The 17,884-nt window shown below is 54.5% G+C and carries 17 protein-coding genes; 16 read left to right on the top strand and 1 reads right to left on the bottom strand.

Going from position 1 to position 17,884, the window contains the following annotated elements; all coding sequences use genetic code 11:
* Positions 1-26: 26 nt before the first annotated feature.
* From ACI7RC_RS11345 to ACI7RC_RS11315, 7 genes are all read left to right on the top strand, one after another.
* The gene (locus tag ACI7RC_RS11345) at positions 27-1,496 is read left to right on the top strand and encodes a tetratricopeptide repeat protein (RefSeq protein WP_408108355.1); all 1,470 of its coding nucleotides are present in this window, start codon (positions 27-29) and stop codon (positions 1,494-1,496) included.
* 72 nt (positions 1,497-1,568) lie between these two features.
* A complete protein-coding gene (dinG, locus tag ACI7RC_RS11340) occupies positions 1,569-4,466 on the top strand; it encodes an ATP-dependent DNA helicase DinG (RefSeq protein WP_408108354.1) in 2,898 nt (965 codons plus the stop codon).
* A 42-nt stretch (positions 4,467-4,508) separates the two neighbouring features.
* The gene (locus ACI7RC_RS11335) at positions 4,509-5,420 is read left to right on the top strand and encodes a ComEC/Rec2 family competence protein (protein ID WP_408108353.1); all 912 of its coding nucleotides are present in this window, start codon (positions 4,509-4,511) and stop codon (positions 5,418-5,420) included.
* Positions 5,421-5,423: 3 nt separating this feature from the next.
* Positions 5,424-6,047, top strand: a complete 624-nt coding sequence (locus ACI7RC_RS11330; protein ID WP_408108352.1) for a redox-sensing transcriptional repressor Rex — start codon at positions 5,424-5,426, stop codon at positions 6,045-6,047.
* A 10-nt stretch (positions 6,048-6,057) separates the two neighbouring features.
* Positions 6,058-7,353, top strand: a complete 1,296-nt coding sequence (locus tag ACI7RC_RS11325; RefSeq protein WP_408108351.1) for an amidohydrolase — start codon at positions 6,058-6,060, stop codon at positions 7,351-7,353.
* A gap of 398 nt (positions 7,354-7,751) precedes the next feature.
* The gene (locus ACI7RC_RS11320) at positions 7,752-8,450 is read left to right on the top strand and encodes a hypothetical protein (RefSeq protein ID WP_408108350.1); all 699 of its coding nucleotides are present in this window, start codon (positions 7,752-7,754) and stop codon (positions 8,448-8,450) included.
* Positions 8,451-8,471: 21 nt separating this feature from the next.
* Positions 8,472-8,957 carry a cell wall elongation regulator TseB-like domain-containing protein gene (locus tag ACI7RC_RS11315; RefSeq protein WP_408108349.1) on the top strand — a complete coding sequence of 162 codons (486 nt, stop codon included), beginning with the start codon at positions 8,472-8,474 and terminating at the stop codon, positions 8,955-8,957.
* Positions 8,958-9,061: 104 nt separating this feature from the next.
* Here ACI7RC_RS11315 and ACI7RC_RS11310 read toward each other — a convergent pair whose 3' ends face one another.
* Positions 9,062-10,066: a zinc-dependent alcohol dehydrogenase family protein gene (locus ACI7RC_RS11310; protein ID WP_408108348.1), complete on the bottom strand. Its 1,005-nt coding sequence runs from the start codon at positions 10,064-10,066 to the stop codon at positions 9,062-9,064.
* A 192-nt stretch (positions 10,067-10,258) separates the two neighbouring features.
* Here ACI7RC_RS11310 and ACI7RC_RS11305 point away from each other — a divergent pair, with 192 nt between their 5' ends.
* The 9 genes from ACI7RC_RS11305 to ACI7RC_RS11265 all read left to right on the top strand — a co-directional run bounded on the left by ACI7RC_RS11305 (position 10,259) and on the right by ACI7RC_RS11265 (position 17,779).
* A complete protein-coding gene (locus tag ACI7RC_RS11305; protein WP_408108347.1) occupies positions 10,259-10,792 on the top strand; it encodes a hypothetical protein in 534 nt (177 codons plus the stop codon).
* On the top strand, positions 10,785-12,290 hold the full coding sequence (locus tag ACI7RC_RS11300; protein WP_408108346.1) for an AAA family ATPase: 1,506 nt from the start codon (positions 10,785-10,787) through the stop codon (positions 12,288-12,290). The genes ACI7RC_RS11305 and ACI7RC_RS11300 overlap by 8 nt, the downstream gene beginning before the upstream one ends.
* Before the next feature lie 264 nt (positions 12,291-12,554).
* Positions 12,555-13,307: a GntR family transcriptional regulator gene (locus tag ACI7RC_RS11295; RefSeq protein WP_408108345.1), complete on the top strand. Its 753-nt coding sequence runs from the start codon at positions 12,555-12,557 to the stop codon at positions 13,305-13,307.
* 15 nt (positions 13,308-13,322) lie between these two features.
* Positions 13,323-13,754, top strand: a complete 432-nt coding sequence (locus ACI7RC_RS11290; protein WP_408108491.1) for a PTS sugar transporter subunit IIA — start codon at positions 13,323-13,325, stop codon at positions 13,752-13,754.
* Between the two features lie 34 nt (positions 13,755-13,788).
* Positions 13,789-14,079, top strand: a complete 291-nt coding sequence (locus ACI7RC_RS11285) for a PTS sugar transporter subunit IIB (protein WP_408108344.1) — start codon at positions 13,789-13,791, stop codon at positions 14,077-14,079.
* A gap of 5 nt (positions 14,080-14,084) precedes the next feature.
* Positions 14,085-15,347, top strand: a complete 1,263-nt coding sequence (ulaA, locus tag ACI7RC_RS11280; RefSeq protein WP_408108343.1) for a PTS ascorbate transporter subunit IIC — start codon at positions 14,085-14,087, stop codon at positions 15,345-15,347.
* A 109-nt stretch (positions 15,348-15,456) separates the two neighbouring features.
* On the top strand, positions 15,457-16,368 hold the full coding sequence (locus ACI7RC_RS11275) for a phosphotriesterase family protein (RefSeq protein ID WP_408108342.1): 912 nt from the start codon (positions 15,457-15,459) through the stop codon (positions 16,366-16,368).
* Between the two features lie 11 nt (positions 16,369-16,379).
* Entirely contained in the window at positions 16,380-17,003 is a 624-nt protein-coding gene (locus tag ACI7RC_RS11270) for a bifunctional 4-hydroxy-2-oxoglutarate aldolase/2-dehydro-3-deoxy-phosphogluconate aldolase (RefSeq protein ID WP_408108341.1), read from the top strand.
* 11 nt (positions 17,004-17,014) lie between these two features.
* Positions 17,015-17,779 carry a creatininase family protein gene (locus ACI7RC_RS11265; protein WP_408108340.1) on the top strand — a complete coding sequence of 255 codons (765 nt, stop codon included), beginning with the start codon at positions 17,015-17,017 and terminating at the stop codon, positions 17,777-17,779.
* Positions 17,780-17,884: the final 105 nt, after the last annotated feature.

The following is a 17,884-nucleotide window of genomic DNA, read 5'->3' as shown; positions in this document are numbered from 1 at the left end:
ACTACCTCACAAGGAGGTGGCTTTTTTTGTCGATTAGTCAGTGGTTTGATTCACTTATCGCCCGCCTGCAGACAGTAGAGCGCGAGTGGCCGGCGGCAGATGAGCCGAAAAGGATGGCTTTAGCCAAACAGCTGTTTGAGCTACGCGAGGCGAGTGATCAATTTGTAGAGTTGTGGCTGCATTTTGAGGAGCAGCTGTCACGGGTGATCAAAGAGATTAAGGAACAGCAAGGACAGCCTGTACAGGCAGATGACAAGGCGTTTGATGCGGTCAAACAGGCAGTGCTCGGCGACACTGGCCAAGGCGGTCAGCCAGCCGCGAAGCAAGAAAAAACGGCGGAAGAGAAAGAGGAGGCGCGGACGGAGCAAGGCTTGCTGTTTCGCAAAGGGGAAGGGTTTTATCACCTGCGCCTGTTTCACGACGCCAAGCGCTGCTTTTCCGAACTTGTTCAGCATTCGCCTGATTGGGAGTACGGAAGATTGTACTACGCCTACAGTCTCTTTTTCAGCGAGGAAAAAGAAGCGGCAACCAAAGAGTTTCGGCTGCTGAGCCGGACCGCCAGTTCGCCAAAAATCACGGCAATCAGCTTTAATGCACTGGGGTGCATCTTTGCCGAGGAAGCTCGCTTTCTCGAGGCAAACCAAGCGTTTACGGCGGCGCTTGAGGCATATCCGCATTACTTGGAGGCTCTGTTCAACCTGGCCTTATGCCAGCTTCACGACGGGGCGGCAGAAGAGGCGTTGGACAGCATTGAACAGTATCTGCAACGGTCAGAAGATGACTGGGAGGCGCAGATTGTCTGGCTGCGGGCAGCCGAAGCCCTGGCCTCCATGGACGGGATGAAAGAGCGGGTGCCGCCCGTGCCCATGAGGATGCCAAACCGCCACCTGAAGCCGACTACGCTGCGTGAACTGGCGGCCGTTTACGAGGCGCGCGGGCAGGTCCACCGGGCACAGGTCTGTTATCGCTATCTGACGGAACAGCTGCCCGGCGAAGGCTGGACGTGGCACGGATTGGCCTGGACGATCTGGCAGATCAGCGGGAATGAGAAAGGCTTTCCCCTGATGAAAAAAGCGATCAGCTTGGCTCCCGACAACCTGGACTTTACCTTTTCGTACGGCTGGATGCAGTTGTTTTCCGGCCAGCAGGAAGACGCACTGAAAACCTTTCGCTTTATCCTTTCGCGTCAGCGTGATCACCGGCTGGCCCAGTCGGGACTGATCACGGTCTACAGCGCTCAGGGCGATTACGCGGAAGCGAAGCGGGTGGCTGAGTCTTTTCTGCTGGAGGATGACGCCTATTTGCGTTCGCTCGGATACTACCACCTGGGCAGATTGGCCATGCTGCAAGAAGACTGGCTGCTCGCCAGAGAGTATTTCCGGCACGTCGACGGCGATCCCAGCCTCATCCGCGAGGTACCGCTGTTCCTGAAATTGTGTGCAGACAAATTAGGGCTGGAAAGCGGGCAGTTGGCGGAGGAATCACTTCCCATCTGACGTAAGGCAAGCAGGATTTCAGCCGTTTTTGCCGAAATCTAGGGACAGTCGTCATTTTGAGGTGAAGTCAGTTTGAACCGATTTATTGTTGTTGATTTTGAAACTACGGGAAGCCACCCCCGCCAAGGTGACAGCATCATCCAGATTGGCGCTGTCACCGTTGATGACGGGGAGATTACGGAGAGCTACTCTACCCTGGTCAATCCCGGCCAGCCGATTCCCCCCTTTATTACGTCTCTAACAGGGATTTCGGACGAAATGGTCGCGGATGCTCCGACCATCGAGGAAGTGCTTCCCGACCTCTTGCGCATGCTTGATGGCCGGACTTTTGTCGCACATAATGCCTCGTTTGATTTGCTCTTTTTACAAGAAGCCCTGCACAGCCAGGGCTATTATACATTCGATGGATACGTCCTGGATACGGTAGAGCTGTCCCGCTTTTTGCTGCCGATGCAGGGCAGTTACCGCTTGGCAGAGCTGGCCGACGATTTGGAGATTGAACATGAAAATCCCCACCAAGCGGACAGCGATGCGATGGCTACTGCCAACCTGCTGCTCAAACTGCTTGAGATTTTGGGCGGACTGCCGTTGATTACGCTGCAGCGGCTGCAGCTCTTGGTTGCGTCTTTTCGCTCTGACATCAGCGTCCTGTTAAGCCATATGGAAATGGAGAAGCTGATGCAAGTCTCCTTCGCAAAGGAGCAGGGAGCGGCGTCCCCAGACGAGGAAAACTGGGATGTGTATCGCGGGCTGGCGCTTCGCATCCGCCAACCGGAAGCCCTTCTGCAAACGGCCCAAGAGCCGGTCTATCCGGCTGAGTTAGACGTTTTTTTAGAAGGCGTCATCGGAGAGCGAGGAACCTTGGCGCTGACAAGCGAACGGTACCAGCGGCGTGAAGCCCAGGAAGCGATGATCCGGGCGGTGTATGCGGCGATGAACGACGGGGCCCATCTGCTTGTCGAAGCCGGAACGGGGACGGGAAAATCGCTCGGCTATCTGCTTCCGACCCTCTTGTGGTCCAAGTGGCATCAGCAGCAGGCAGTCGTCAGTACCCATACGGTTCACCTGCAGGATCAGCTATTTCACAAGGACATCCCGATGCTGCAGGCTGCTTTGCCCTTTTCGTTTACAGCGGCCAGATTAAAGGGACGCGGCAACTATCTGTGCCTGCGCAAGTTTGAGCAAAGCCTGGAAGAGACGGGGGAGGGCGCTAGCCACGAACTTCGGCTGACCAAAGCGCAGTTGGTCACCTGGCTGACCCAGACCGAGACAGGCGACGTGGAGGAGGTAAGCTTGCCTCCTGCAGGAGGACTGCTGTGGCAGCAGGTGAAGAGCGATGTCAACTCCTGTCTGCATCGGAACTGTCCGTGGTTTACCCGCTGCTATTACTTTCAAGCGAAAGAGATGGCCAAAGGAGCCGATGTGCTGATCGTCAATCATGCCCTGCTGCTCTCCGACCTGCAGGCCGACAGCCGCATCCTGCCCCGTTACGAGGTGGCGGTGATCGACGAGGCCCATCAATTGGAGGACGTAGCCAGCCAGCAATTTGGCGTACAGTTTTCCTCCGCCGGACTGTCCAACCTGTTGGATCGCTTGGCAGTCGATCAGGAACAGGGAGTGCCGCAGCGATTGGCCGACGAACTAGAAAGTTGGCAGCCAGAGCTGCAGGAGCGGGCAGCGGCCGGATTGGCTGACTTGGCGGAACGTCAGCTCGCCGCCCGGGAGGGGTTTCATCAATGGGTCCGCTCCTTTACCGACTGGGCGGTAAAACACGCCAAGGATACAACTGAGACGGGCAGGGCGACAGTGCGGTTTCGCGCCAGTGACTTTTCCGGACGCCAGCAGCGCATCGTCGGTAAAGCAAAGGAGATGATTGAACAGCTTGGCCAGCTGGCAGGGGCTGCCGAGCACATGCTGGGGTTGGCGAAGGGGGAGTCAGAGCGGCCGCCGTTTGCGGTGCGCAGCCTGGTGACCAACCTGGAAGGAATTCTCGACGACCTGCAGCAGCGGATGGGTGTTTTGCATTTCCTGTTTTTGTCAGAGCAGCCGGAATACGTCTGTTGGGCGGAAGTGGAGATTCGCACCACCCGCAAACAGCTCTACCTGTATGCCGCTCCACTGGATGTTTCCGGGCCTCTGGCCGAGCAGCTGTTTGCCGACAGGCGGAGCATTACGCTTACCTCTGCCACACTAACCGTCAAAAACAGCTTTGCGCACATCATCGAGCGCTATGGTCTGAACCGCCTCCCGGATGAGCGGGTTCGCACGTTGAGTCTTCCCTCGCCGTTCGATTATGAACAGCAGGGCTTGATCCTCATTCCAAACGATTTTCCCAGCCTCGGCAAAGAGACCGAGGGGGCCTATCTGGAAGCGGTGGTTCAAGGGTGCGCCGACCTGATCCGGGCGGCCCAAGGACGCACCTTGATCCTGTTTACCTCCTACGCCATGCTTAGGCAGGTCTACGACGGATTAAAGGAGCAGTTGGCTGACGAGAATTACCGATTGCTCGGCCACGGCATCGACAGCGGAAACCGAAGCAAGCTGGTCAGAATGTTTCAGCGCGAGCCAAAAGCTGTCCTGCTCGGAACCAGCAGCTTTTGGGAAGGTGTAGATATTCCTGGTGAAGCGCTCAGCTGCCTGGTCATCGTGCGGCTGCCGTTTCAACCGCCGAATCTGCCGCTCCTGGAAGGGCGGTATGAAAAAGCCAAGGCCGAGCAGAAAAATCCATTTATGACGCTGTCACTGCCCCATGCCGTGATTCGCTTTAAACAAGGGGTGGGCCGCCTGATTCGCCAACAGTCAGACAGGGGCGTCGTCGCGGTATTTGACGCCCGCATCGTCGAATCCCGATACGGCCGGGCTTTTCTGCAATCCTTACCGCCTTTTCGCATCGAGACGGGGAAATGGACACAGCTTCGCGAACTGGTTCATCCGTTTCTGTACAGCATGCATCCTCATTCGGATTCATAAAATGAATCAATAGTCTGATGAGGAATAAGGTGGTACAATATTATGCGGAAAAGTACGCCGAAACCGCTCGTTCTCATGCTGTTTGTCGTCCTTGTCCTGTCGAGCTGCTCGATCGGCAGCCATCTGAAAAAGGCGGTAAAAGTGGATGATCCCTTCTCTGCCGAAAATGAACGGAACTTCTCCGGGATGGTCGTCACCTTTTTTTCATTGCCGGAAGGGGAAAGTACGCTGATCCGCTTGCCGGGCGGCAAAAAGCTGCTGGTTGACACGGGAAGCGCCGAGGATGCCGAGGTGCTGCGCTCCTTGCTGGAGGAACGCCGGGTGACCAAAATCGATTATGTGATGTTGACCAACGACCAGCCGGCGCAGGCCGGCGGATATGCTGAACTGGCAAAGACGATGCAGATCGATTCTGTGCTGCTGCCCAAGCTGACCTATGCGACTGTCCTGCAGACCGTGCCGATCCAACCGGACAAAAAGCTGGTGCTGCTGTCGGCCGGTGATCAGTATACACTGGATGAGAGCGTCGTCCTCACCGTGCTAAACCCGAGTGAGCCGCTGTTTCTGTCGCCCCAGGACAACTCGATCGTCTTTTCACTGAGGCAGGATAAACTGCATTACCTCTTTACCAGCGGGGTCGGAGAAAAGGCGGAAGAGCGGTTGCTGGAACGGTATCCGCAGTTTTTGCCTGCGGAAGTGCTGAAGGTGGCTGCTCAAGGCAGCAACCAGGCGTCTACTCAGCCGTTTTTGACCAAAGTAGACGCCCAGGTGGCAGTCATTCAGACAGGCAAACCATTTGACCAGCTGAAGCCGGGGCAGGCAGAGATCATGGAGCGTTTAGGCGAGTCTTGGGCAGAGACGTACGTGACCAGTCAAAGAGGAACCATAACGGTTTTATCCAACGGCAGAGAATACAAAGTAATTGAAGTAGAGAAAAAACCGAAGGGGGGCTAAAGCGTGAAAGCCTTCAAGATCTCTGAAGCCGTTGTTCGCCGTTTGCCTGTCTATCTGCGTTATCTGACACATCTGCAGCAGATGAAGGTAAAGACTGTCTCCTCGCAGCAGATGGGCGAAACCCTGGATGTCAATCCGGCACAAATCCGCAAAGACCTTGCCGCCTTCGGAGATTTCGGCAAAAAGGGAATCGGCTACGACGTCGATTACCTGATCAACAAGATCAGACAAATTCTCAAGATCGATCGGGAAATCCCTGTTGTCCTCGTCGGTGCCGGAAACCTTGGACATGCCATCAGCAATTACAACGCCTATATGCATGACAACATGCGCATCGTCGCCATCTTTGACGCGGATCGGCGCAAACACGGCAAAAAAATCGTCGGGCTTTCCATTCAGCCGATGGAAGCCTTAAAACAGATCGTTCAGGAGAAAGAGATCCGCCTGGCGATCATTACCGTTCCCGCCGCTGCGGCACAGAATGTGGCCGAGCAGTTGATCGATGCGGGAATCAAGGGGATTCTCAATTTTGCCCCCATCACCATTCACACGGAAAAAGACGTGCGGATTGACAATGCGGATGTCACTTCCAGTCTGCAGAGTCTGGCTTACTATATACACGAATAAGGAGAACGAGATGAAGACAATTATTACGCATGCGACCGTCATCACGGTAAATGACCAAAACGAGGTCATCATAGACGGAGCGGTAGCTTTTGAAGGAAACCGGATCACTTACGTTGGCCCCACTCCCGAGAATTTGTCGGGATATGATGAAGTCATTGACGGCAAGCACAAATACGTACTGCCCGGGCTGATTAACACACACGGTCACGCCGGGATGTCGCTCTTGCGCGGGTATGCCGACGATCTGCCGCTGCAGGAGTGGCTAGAAGAGAAAATGTGGCCGCTGGAAGCGCAGTTTACCGGCGAACACGTCAAGTGGGGAACCCATCTGTCGCTGATCGAGATGATCCGCAGCGGTACGACTGCCTTTGTCGACATGTACGATCACATGGGAGAGGTGGCCGAAGCCGTGGCCAGCTCCGGCATGCGCGCCCGCTTGTGCCGGGGAGTAATCGGCTTGACATCAGAGGAAGAGAGACGAAGAAAGCTGGAAGAAGCGACAACTTTTGCCCGCGAATGGCACCAGCAGGCTGACGGCCGCATCACCACCATGATGGCGCCGCACGCACCGTATACCTGTCCGCCGGATTACATACGGCAAATTGTGGAGAGGGCGGAAGAATTAAACCTCCCCATTCATATCCACATGTCAGAAACTCGTTTTGAAGTGGAGCAGAACGTCAAGGATTACGGCGTTCGTCCGGTTGCCCACCTGGAAAATCTCGGTGTATTTCGCCGTCCAACCCTTGTGGCTCACGCCGTACATTTGACGGATGAAGAGATAGAGACTTTGGCAAAATACGATGTAAAAGTATCACATAATGTCGTCAGCAATTTGAAATTAGCCAGCGGCGTGGCCCGGGTGCCGGAGATGCTGGCCAAGGGGATCGATGTTTCCCTGGGGACGGACAGCACTGCGAGCAACAACAATCTCAATTTGTTCGAGGAATTGAAGCTTGCGGCGATTTTGCACAAGGGAGTAACGTACAATCCGGTTGCGGTACCGGCAGAGGAAGCGCTGCGGATGGCAACCCGCTACGGAGCCGCCTGCGTGTTTCAGCCAGAGGCACTGGGATCGCTGGAGGTTGGCAAACAGGCCGACATGATTATGCTCGACGCCAGTCAGGCTCACTACCATCCGGCGCCCAACCCTGTTTCCCATGTGGTCTACGCCGCAAATGGACACGACGTGACTGACAGTATTGTGGCTGGAACCTTTCTCATGCGGAATCGTGAGCTGCTGACCATCGACGAAGAGAAGGCCGTCTTTGAGGCAAACCGCATGTTTGAATTGCTGAAACGTTAAAAGGTCTCCTGTCTTGGCGAGACAGGAGTGAAGTGGTAGGTGTAGGCAGGGGAATATTTTGTTGCGCGTTAGACGTTCGATCTTTTGGCTCGCCATACTTCCTCTAATGGCGTGTGCCGCCATGTCAATGGTGTTTGGTGGGGCAAGGCTCTAAGCGGTGATGACAAATCTGCCCATGAGACGCGAAAGAAGTGCAAGGGCACGGGTTTCGTTTCAGGAGATGTCGTCATGGAAGGCAGTTTCACGCGCTCACCTCCTTGGGGGTGTATCTGTAGTATGACCGACGGCTTGTCTGCTATGTTTAGAAACTTTTCCGTCCCGTTCTAAAACCTTCCCGTATGACATATGCTTTCGGAAAGCATGTCAAGGGAGGACAAAGAGGACGGGGAGGAAGGTCCATGTACATCCGACCACGCCGGTTATGGTGGTTTTTGCCTTTGTTTGCTGCTTTGTTTTTGCTTGGGATGGCGCTTGGCAAAGTGACAGACAAGCCCCAGGTCAAAGAGGCAAGTGTGGAAATGGACAGCAGGAGCCAAGAAAGAGCGAATCGGGCTGCAATTGCCGCCCTCCTGGATCAGGTGAATTCCGGCGAGGAGACCCCCTTTCAAGTCAGGGTCAAAGAGCAGTCGCTTGCCGGACAGTTTCAAGGAGCAGCATTCGAGCTGGGTGGAGACATCCACGGTCATCAGTTGAAGATAAAGCGTACCGAGGATCAGGTCACGGTCGCAATCGACGGGGAAGAGCAGGAGGGCACGATGACCCTGCCATTTTCCCTGTATACGCCTTATGAACACATGACTGTCATCAAAAGCCATCTGGAGCAGGTAAAGCCGCTTCCGCTGAAGGATGCCAAAAAGGAAGGCTTGCTCGGGTACCAGTTTTCCCTGCCGCCAGGTGAAGTAAAAGCGATGCTGTCCACCTGGCTGGGGCCGCAGTTTCCTACTGAGCAAGTATTTCAGCAGTTTCTGCAGCAAGTAGCCGTGACCTACCAAATGTGGTATGATGAGAAAACGAGTCACCTGCGCCAACTAGTCGTAAGCCTGAAAATTTCCGGACCAAATGGCGGCAAGCAGGATCAATTAATTTTTCTCTTGTAGGAAGGAAAAGGAGATTTTTTGGTGTTAGCCCGCATTCTCATTTCAATATTTGGATTTTTCATCGTGATTGCCGCGGCGGTTTACTTTTTTGTCTCCAGTGTCGTAAATCAACAGTACACGTTTGAAGATCAAGCCCGGCAGTGGGCCGGTCAGCGAACGCACATTGCCCAAATTGACCAGATTGCGGAATACCGCGGAAAACAAGCCTATGCTGTGGTTATGGGAAAAGATGCGGACGGAAAAGGGCTGGTTGCCTGGATGACACCGGATGAGACGATCGTGGATTCGACCGATGGAATGGTCGCGGAAGAGGACGTGAAGCAGATCGCCTTGTCTGCTTTTCCCAATGGGGAGATTATCCACGCCGTTCCGGGAATAGACGGATATTTGCGTTTTTGGGAAATTTTAGTAATTGATCAGGGCGGTTTATACAACTACGCCTACTACGATCTGCATACGGGAAAGTTGATCAAGTCCTATCGGCTGAATCAATCCACTATCAGTTAACCCATACAAGACCGTTTCTTGAGTAAGCTGGCGCCGGCACATGACCGGCGCCTTCTTATTTAACATCGACTTTCTCCGAGAAAGGCGTCCTATTGAAGCTTTTCTTAACGAGCGGCTGTTCCATCGCCTACAATGAGAATTTTACCGTGCGCCCCTGGCGAATCGGCCAGGCGGACGGCGGCCTTTACCTGCTCCAGAGGGAAGCTGGCGCCGGACGTCCCCAATCTCACCCTCTGACTGGAGACAAGGTCAATCACCCGATGAAACGTCCGGTGCCAGGTTTGCACGGACACCTGTTGGTTCCAGTGCCGCAAATGAAACAATTTGACCCGGACGTTTGCACGCCGCGCGATGGTTCCCCAATCGACAGGTGTACCCGATAAAAGCCCGATGCTGAGCACAATCCCTTGCGGACGAACGCAACAGGCCAATTCTGCTCCGGAGATCCCCCCGACAGAATCGACGGCAGCACTGGCTCCGCGTCCGTTCGTCAGCTCCATGACGGTATCGCGCAGGGGAGCGGCCGATTCCTGGATGACGGCTGAAGCGCCAAGTCGTATCAACTCTTCCGTGTAGGCATTGCTTCTGGTCACGGCAATCAAGCGAAAGCCGAGGACGTTTGCGAGTTGGGCAAAAATACGGCTGAGTGAAGAACCGCCGGCGTTGATCAGCAAGACGTCATCTGCTCCCAGCCGCAGAACCTCTGAACAGGTCAGCCATGCCGTCAACGGATTGATGTACAGCTGTGCAGCCGTCTGATCGTCGATCACATCCGGAACGGGAACGGCCAGCTCTGCGGACGTTTTTACGTACGCTTGCCACGTGCCTTCCCCTCGCAAGGGGAGGACGCGCCTGCCCAGCAGCCATTTTGGAACGCCGGGACCTGTTTCTTCCACAATGCCGACCCCTTCGTATCCAGGGATGGAGGGCAGGGAGATGCGGTGGGCATACGCCCCCCGGACGGGGATCAGGTCGGACGGGTTGATCGGCCGGACACTCATCCGCACCAGGACCTCCCCGTCACCGGCCCCAAACACGTCTGTTTGCTCTACCCGCAAGACATGCTGCGGGTCACCGAATTGACGGTATCTGACACACATCGCTTTCACTCGCACATCCCCCTTTTAGGCAGCTCCGGTTTGCCTCTTTCACTCTATTATCGCCGCTCGGCAGGCGAAGAGACAAGCACCTGTCGTTCGATCCCAACATCTACATGCGAACCATGCTATATAAATGTGATATACTGAAAGGCGTTGAACCTGATAGACGAGATGCAGCATGAGAAAAAAGGGGGAGTTCGTGTGTCCGTACGTAAAGTACCGGTTGTGCTTTCGCTGCTTGCTACGCTTGCTCTCCTGTTTGGCGGATGGTTTATCTATCAGAAAACGGCAATTGAAGAGCCAATTCGCACAGAAGTGAATCAGATGACCTCGGCCAAATTGGCTGATTTACTCGTAGATAAAGAGCGTATCGCATTGAACCTAACGATAACAAAACCGGACCAGTTTGCCAGTGAATATGCGCGGCTGTTGGCCGCGATCAAGCCTATTTCGGCAGGCAAGCAAGTAGAAATTCACTTGACGAACCAGGACCCGGAATTGAAGCAGATCTGGTCGAACGGAATATTTGACATCACGGAGGCAATGGACTTGCATCAGTACAGCAGAATTCCTGCGATCCTGAACAAGTGGAAAGACGCAAACCACTTGGATCTGGCTGCCTCCAGCATGGACGACACCAATGTGTACGTCTACCTGCAGCGCGGTTCCAAGCAGTATTATACCGTATTGCCGCGCTTATCCCAGCAAGGAAACGAGGTGACGATCCGTGACTAAGGAGATTCTCTTCGGAGCGGTTCCGGCGGTATTGATCTTTCTGATGTTTTTAGGGATTAACATCGGCCCCTTCCTGCTATTCGGCGCTATCCTGGCAGGAATTCTGTTCTTTTTTTCGCGCCAGGCCGGCATGGGCGGATTCAAAGCGCGAAGCAAGGCGGGAAAACATGCGGTTGTGAAAACGGCCATTCAGTTTTCCGATATCGGTGGACAAGAGCGGGCCAAACGCGAATTAAAAGAAGCGTTGGACTTTTTGATCCACAAGGATAACCTGGAAAAGTACGGTATCCGGCCGATTAAAGGCGTGCTGCTGACAGGTCCCCCCGGTACGGGGAAGACGCTGATGGCCAAAGCGGCTGCCAACTATACCAACTCCGCATTTGTCGCCGCGTCCGGCTCGCAATTTGTGGAGATGTACGTCGGTGTAGGTGCCCAGCGCGTGCGGGAACTGTTCCGCGAAGTAAAGCAGCTCGCGGAGAAGAACGGCCAAAACAACGGCATTATCTTCATCGACGAGATTGACGTCATCGGCGGAAAGCGGGATGGACAGCAGCAGCGGGAGTACGATCAGACGCTGAACCAACTGCTGACTGAGATGGACGGGATCACTACCAGCGACAATCCGCGCATCCTGTTGATCGCGGCGACGAACCGCAAGGATATGCTCGATTCCGCCTTGCTGCGGCCTGGCCGGTTCGACCGCCATATCGCCGTGGATCTGCCGGACAAGAAGGCGCGAATGCAAATCCTCGAGATCCACACGGCGAACAAGCCGCTGGCCTCCGACGTCCACGTGGAGCGGATTGCCCAAGAGACGTTTGGATTCTCCGGAGCGCAGTTGGAGAGCGTCGCCAACGAAGCGGCCATCTATGCGATGCGGGACGGTGCGGAGCAGATATGCGGACAGCATTTTGAGCTGGCTGTTGACAAGGTCATGATGGGCGAAAAGAGCGACCGGGAAGCCTCCGACGAAGAAAAACGGCGGGTCGCCCTGCACGAATTGGGGCACGCCATCGTCAGCGAGCGCGTCCGGCCCGGTTCCGTTTCCCAAGTGACACTCAGTCCGCGCGGGCAGGCATTGGGCTACGTCCGGCAAAATCCGATGGAAGACCGCTACCTCTACACCAAAGAGGCCCTGGAAAAGCAGATTATGGTCTGCCTCGGGGGAGCGGTTGCGGAAGAGATCTATTTCGGCGGACGCAGCACCGGTTCCAAGAACGACTTTGAACAAGCGTTGAGTATGGCGCAGGAGATTGTCCAAAGCGGCATGTCGGAGCTGGGGATTGTCCATCTGCAGTACATCGACAAAACACAGGTGCATGAGGAAGTAAACCGCATTCTGGAAGATCTGGTCGAGCGGACGCGAAAGCTGCTTCAGGCACATGATGAAGTGTTTACGGGCAGTTTGCAAATCTTGTGGGATCAAGAAGTGTTAAGCGGAGATTCCTTCCGGGACATGTTGAAAAAAATACAGCCGGTTGAAGAGCTAGCGGTGTAAAAGGCCGCTGGCTTTTTTTTTACGAATGATATGCATACATCATAATGAATTTATAAAACTTCACTTTGGTCGAGCTTGCTGGAAAGTGGCTTAAAAGCTGTAAAAACAGCGAATTTGTACAGTTTTACAGCTGCTGCTGTTAATATTTGAAAGAAAAAAACCGAAGAAAAGCCCTTGTCAAATTCATTATAACGATGTAATGTTTAGATATGAAAGCGAATTCAAATCGTATAACATTATGATGAATTTTGGGGTTGATATTCCGTGTTGAGCAAGGATTCTCATGAACCGCTGTACGTGCAGCTGCAAAAGAGCTTGCGCGAGTATATCGAAGAGCATTTGAAACCGGGAGATATGATCCCGACCGAACCGGAAATCGAAAAAACCTACCAGGTGAGCCGGATGACGGTCAGAAAGGCGATCGATTCCCTGGTTGCAGAAGGGCTGGTGGTCAAGCAGCAAGGCCGGGGAACCTTTGTGCAAAAGCCGAAAATCACCCAGGACATGGAGAGTATCACCAGTTGGACCGAGGAGATGAGGCAAAAAGGGAAGACCCCGGGAACCAAAGGCTTGCAGATCGTAGAAGTGCAGCCTTCGAAAAAAATGATAGCCGAGATGGGACTTGATCCCGACGAAAGCATGATCTGCGTCAAACGGATTCGCTGTGCCGACGGAGAGCCGATCGCTATCATGATGAATTACCTGCGAGCCAAGTTTTTGCCGGGGTTTCTCGAGCGAGGGCTGTCGAACGAATCCCTGTACAGCGAACTGGAGACCACCTACGGCCTGAAAATCGAACGTGCTGATGAATTGATCAGGGCCCGCGAAGCGTCCGAACTGGAGGCTTTTGAACTGGAAATTCCGCCGGATTCGGCTGTTTTGCACATCACCCGCGCCTCCATGCTGTCTGACGGCACTCCGGTGGAGAGGGTGGAAATGATCTGCCGGGCCGACCGTTATCAATACCGGATCTCCTTGTCCGGCCGGACCAAACAGAAAGTGATTGACTTCGACTAGAGAGGACAGATGTTGATGCTGCTATTAAGCCAAGAAGTTGTACGTTTGGATGCTGAAGCAAAAACGGCCGAGGAGGCAATCCGGCTGGCCGGCAGCCTGTTGGTTGAAGCAGGCAAGGTAGAGGCCGGTTATGTCGATGCGATGGTCAATGGCTTTCGGGAAATTGGCCCCTACATCGTACTGGCGCCGGGAATCGCAATCCCGCACGCCCGACCCGAGCATGGGGTGAAGGAGCAGTGCCTGTCGCTGGTCAGGCTAAAGGAGCCGGTAGCTTTTGGACATCCTACCAATGATCCGGTTCGCCTGGTGTGTGCGATCGGCGGAGTGGACAACACGGGCCATATCGGCATGCTGCAGGCCTTGGCCGGTATCCTTGGCGATGCAAACAAGCTGCAAGGGATCATGAAGGCAGCGACATTTTCTGAGCTGCAGCAGGCAATCCAGTAAATAAAACCTGAAGATGAGAGGATGGAGATCAGAGATGAGAGTGGTAACGGTATGCGGGATGGGTTTTGGTACAAGTTTGATGCTGCTGATGGAAGTGCAGGCGATTGCGCAGAAGCACGGTTTTGCCGTTGACGGTGAAGCGGTCGATTTGGGTTCGGCCAAAGGGAAGACTTGTGACTTTATGGTCGCATCCGGAGAGATTGCCGCTGAGCTGTCCGCAGAGACCGTAGAAGTAGTCGCGATTGACAACCTGCTCGACAAACAAGAGATTGAAGCGAAAGTGATGCCTGTGATCAGGCGGATTGCCGATACCAAGGGGGCATAGCCAACATGCTGAATTTTATAACTGCCATTTTGAGCAATCCCGCATTCATCCTGGGGATTATCGCTGCCGTCGGGCTGATCGCGCTTCGCAAATCGACGTCAGACATCATTAAAGGAACGTTGAAAACCTTGTTTGGATTTTTAATCCTGCAAGCGGGATCCGGGATTATCGTCAACGCGCTGGTTCCCTTCAGCACGATGTTCACAAGTGCGTTTGGACTCCACGGGATCGTGGCAGAGGACAACTCACTGGTCGCAGCCGTTCAGGTTGTTCTTGGCAAGGAAACAGCATTGATCATGGTCTTTTCCTTCCTGATCAACCTGGTGCTGGCTAGATTTACGCCGTGGAAGTACATCTTCCTGACCGGACACATGATGTTTTCCTTCGCCGGAACGATGGCGATTACACTCGACCAGATGGGGGTCACAGGGGTAAAGGCAATCGTGATCGGTTCTGTCGTGCAAGGGATCTCGATGGTTTTGTTCCCGGCCATTTCCCAGCGGTTCGTCCGCAAGGTTACCGGCAACGACAGCGTCGCCTTCGGTTTCTGGGGCAGTTCCTGGATCAGCCTCTCCGGTTGGGTCGGCGGACTGCTCGGTGACAAGACGAAGAGTTCGGAAGATATGAAAGTGCCGAAATCACTAGATTTCTTGAAGGATATGTCCGTGTTGATGGGGATTGTCATGGTCCTGGTCTACGTAGTGACGGCCCTGTTCGTCGACCCGGCGAAAATGGCAGACATAACACAGGGACAAAACACCTTCCTGTTTGCCATCATCAATGCCTTGACGTTCGTCGCCGGCGTGCTGGTCCTGCTGCAAGGGGTCAGAATGTTCCTCGGGGAAATCATTCCTGCCTTTAAAGGGGTAGGCGAAAAAATCGTTCCCGGTGCCAAGCCGGCGCTGGACGTGCCGATTTTCTACTCCTTCGCACCGGTCGCGGTGACGATCGGCTTTCTGGCGGCGATGGTCGGCGGACTCTTGGTTACATTTATCTCCAAGTGGCTGCCGGTGGTTGTGCTCCCTTCTGTGATCGGCCTGTTCTTCATGGGCGGCGCCGCAGGCGTCTTCGGCAACGCGGTTGGCGGCAGAAGAGGAGCGGTTGTCGGCGGTTTTTTCCTCGGTTTTACGTTCTCGCTCTTGATCGCACTGGCGTATCCGCTGATCGACGTGGGTAAATACGGCGTGCAGGGATTGTGGTTCGCGTCGCCTGATGCCGTGATCGTCGTCATCCTCATGCGATTGATCGGCATGTTGTTCGGCGTCTGAACAGGAGAAGGACATCTGGCGGCTTCCCGGCCCTTTCCGGTACGGTCAGCACCACGGTTAGGGCCGCATCATCTTCACCTACAGCAAAAAAGACAAGGAGTGGTAAGAGATGAAAAAAATTCGTACTGTACGGGGTGACATTTTACCTGAGGAACTCGGTTTTACCTATTCGCACGAGCACTTGTGGTGCTGTCCGCCGCCGTCGCAAAAAGACCGCGACCTGGAGCTGACCAACTACGATGCCTCTCTGGAGGAGCTGCTCAACTTCAAATCGGTCGGCGGTCAGGCGCTGGTTGACGCCTCTACACTGGATTATGGCCGCGACGGCAATAAACTAAAAAGCATGTCGGAAGCAGCCGGTGTCCATGTCATCGGTACAACTGGCTTTAACAAGCATATCTACTTCCCCGACTGGGTGGAAAAAGAGAGCATCGACCAGATCAAAGATCGCCTGGTTCACGACGTGACGGTAGGAATGGACGGCAGCGATGCAAAAGCGGGGTTCCTCAAGGCAGGATCCTGGCTGCAGCTGATCCATCCGCTAGAGGAAAAGGTGACGCGCGCAGTCGCCCGAGCCCAGCTCGAGACAAACGCGCCGATCTGGCTGCACACCGAAGCGGGTACCATGGGAATGGAAATGCTGGATATTTTGGAAGAAGAAGGTGTCAACTTGTCTGTAGTGGCGGTCGGTCACAGCGACCGCAACGCTGATCCGTACTACCATTTGCAACTGGCCAAGAGAGGCGCATACGTTCAATTCGACGGACCAAGCAAAGTGAAATACTACCCTGACAGCACCCGTGTCGCCTTGATCAAAAACATGATTGACAACGGGTTCCTGGAGCAATTGCTGATCTCGGGAGATATGGGCCGGCAATCCTACCTGCACGCATACGGCGGAGGTCCCGGATTCAAATACATCATCACCAAATTTATCCCCCGACTGCTCGATGAAGGGATTACACAAGAGCAGATTGACACGATCTTCATCAAAAATCCAGCCCGCTGGCTGGCATTTTGAGGGGGAGCATGATGAACTTGCAAAAAGGTGAAATCGTGGCGATTATCCGCGGCGTTGCGCCAGAGGATGTCTCTGACGTAGCCCGCACTTTGCTTGACGAGGGCATCTCCTGGATGGAGGTATCGCTGAGTGAAGAGGAGATAGGCCTGGCCTGCATCAGGACCCTTGCCGCCGAGTTTCAAGGCAGGCTGCAGCTTGGCGTAGGAACCGTCACTACCGCTGAGCAGGCGGACAAGGCGATCGCAGCCGGGGCACAGTACATCATCACGCCTGGCTGGGATCGTGAATTGACCCGCTGCGTTCTGGGCAAGGGCGTGCACATTTTCCCCGGGGTGTATTCACCCGGCGAGGTGATGCAAGCGCTGGCTGACGGAGTCGAAGTGGTCAAGCTGTTCCCGGCAGGCTCGCTCGGCAGCGATTATGTAAAAAACTTGTTTGGGCCGTTTCCAAGGCTGCAGTTGATGGGAGTCGGCGGGATCAGCAGGAAAAACCTGGCGGAATTTTACGCCGCCGGCTGCAGTTCGTTTGGGATTGGCAGCGACCTGGTCCCGCGCGGTGCGACCCGTGAACACTTGGATGCGATCCGTAAGAGCGCGGCTGAATATGTCAAACTGGTACAAACGCTAAAAAAGTGAGGTGACTCTAGATGGGAGTGAAAGAACTCAAATACATGACGCGGGATGAAGCGGCAGCGGCCGTACAGGAGTTTCCTGTCGCCGTCCTGCCGCTCGGCGCGACGGAACAGCACGGTCATCATCTCCCTTTGGGTGCCGATATCTTTTTAGCAGAGGGACTCTCTCGGAAGATCTGTGAAAAGACCGGAGCGCTGCTGCTGCCGACAATGCCATTTGGGTATTCCTGGGTATGGCGCGATATTCCCGGCACCGTCTCGCTTCAACAGGATCATGTAGAAGCCGTAATCAAAGACGTGGCTCACAGCGTATCGCGATACGGCGTCAAGCTGCTCGTTCTGGTCAATGGGCATGATGCCAACAATTCGTCGATGAAATACGCCGCCCGCGAGTTGCAGGACGAATTGGATATGCCTGTCATCTACCTGTTTTATCCAGGGATGGACCAGATGTTTAAACAGGTTTGCGAGTCTCCAACTTGGCATGGCATGATCCACGCCTGTGAGTTTGAGACGTCACTGATGCTGGCACTTCAGCCGGAGCTGGTGCAGATGGACAAAGCGGTTCGCGAATACCCGGACAAGCCGCCGCTGTACGGCAAATCGACCATGTCGCTCGGCCATATGAGCAAAAGCGGCGTCTACGGCGACGCGACTCTGGCGACCCGGGAAAAAGGGGAGAAGATGCTCGCTTACTTCGCTGACGAGATGGCCGAACTGCTCCAGACGGCTTATCAGGAGCTGACAGCACCCGAGCTCCCAGAAAAACAGCGCGTATAACATGCATGCTTCTTTTACTGGAAACAGCGCATCTCAGCCGGAACTGGCCGAGGTGGGCTGTTTTTTTTCTACGACTGACCAATTAACATACAAAATGTATATTCT

Origin of the sequence: Brevibacillus sp. B_LB10_24 (assembly GCF_046036945.1) — a bacterium.
Lineage (GTDB): Bacteria > Bacillota > Bacilli > Brevibacillales > Brevibacillaceae > Brevibacillus_C.
This window is presented reverse-complemented; position numbering and strand designations above follow the sequence as displayed.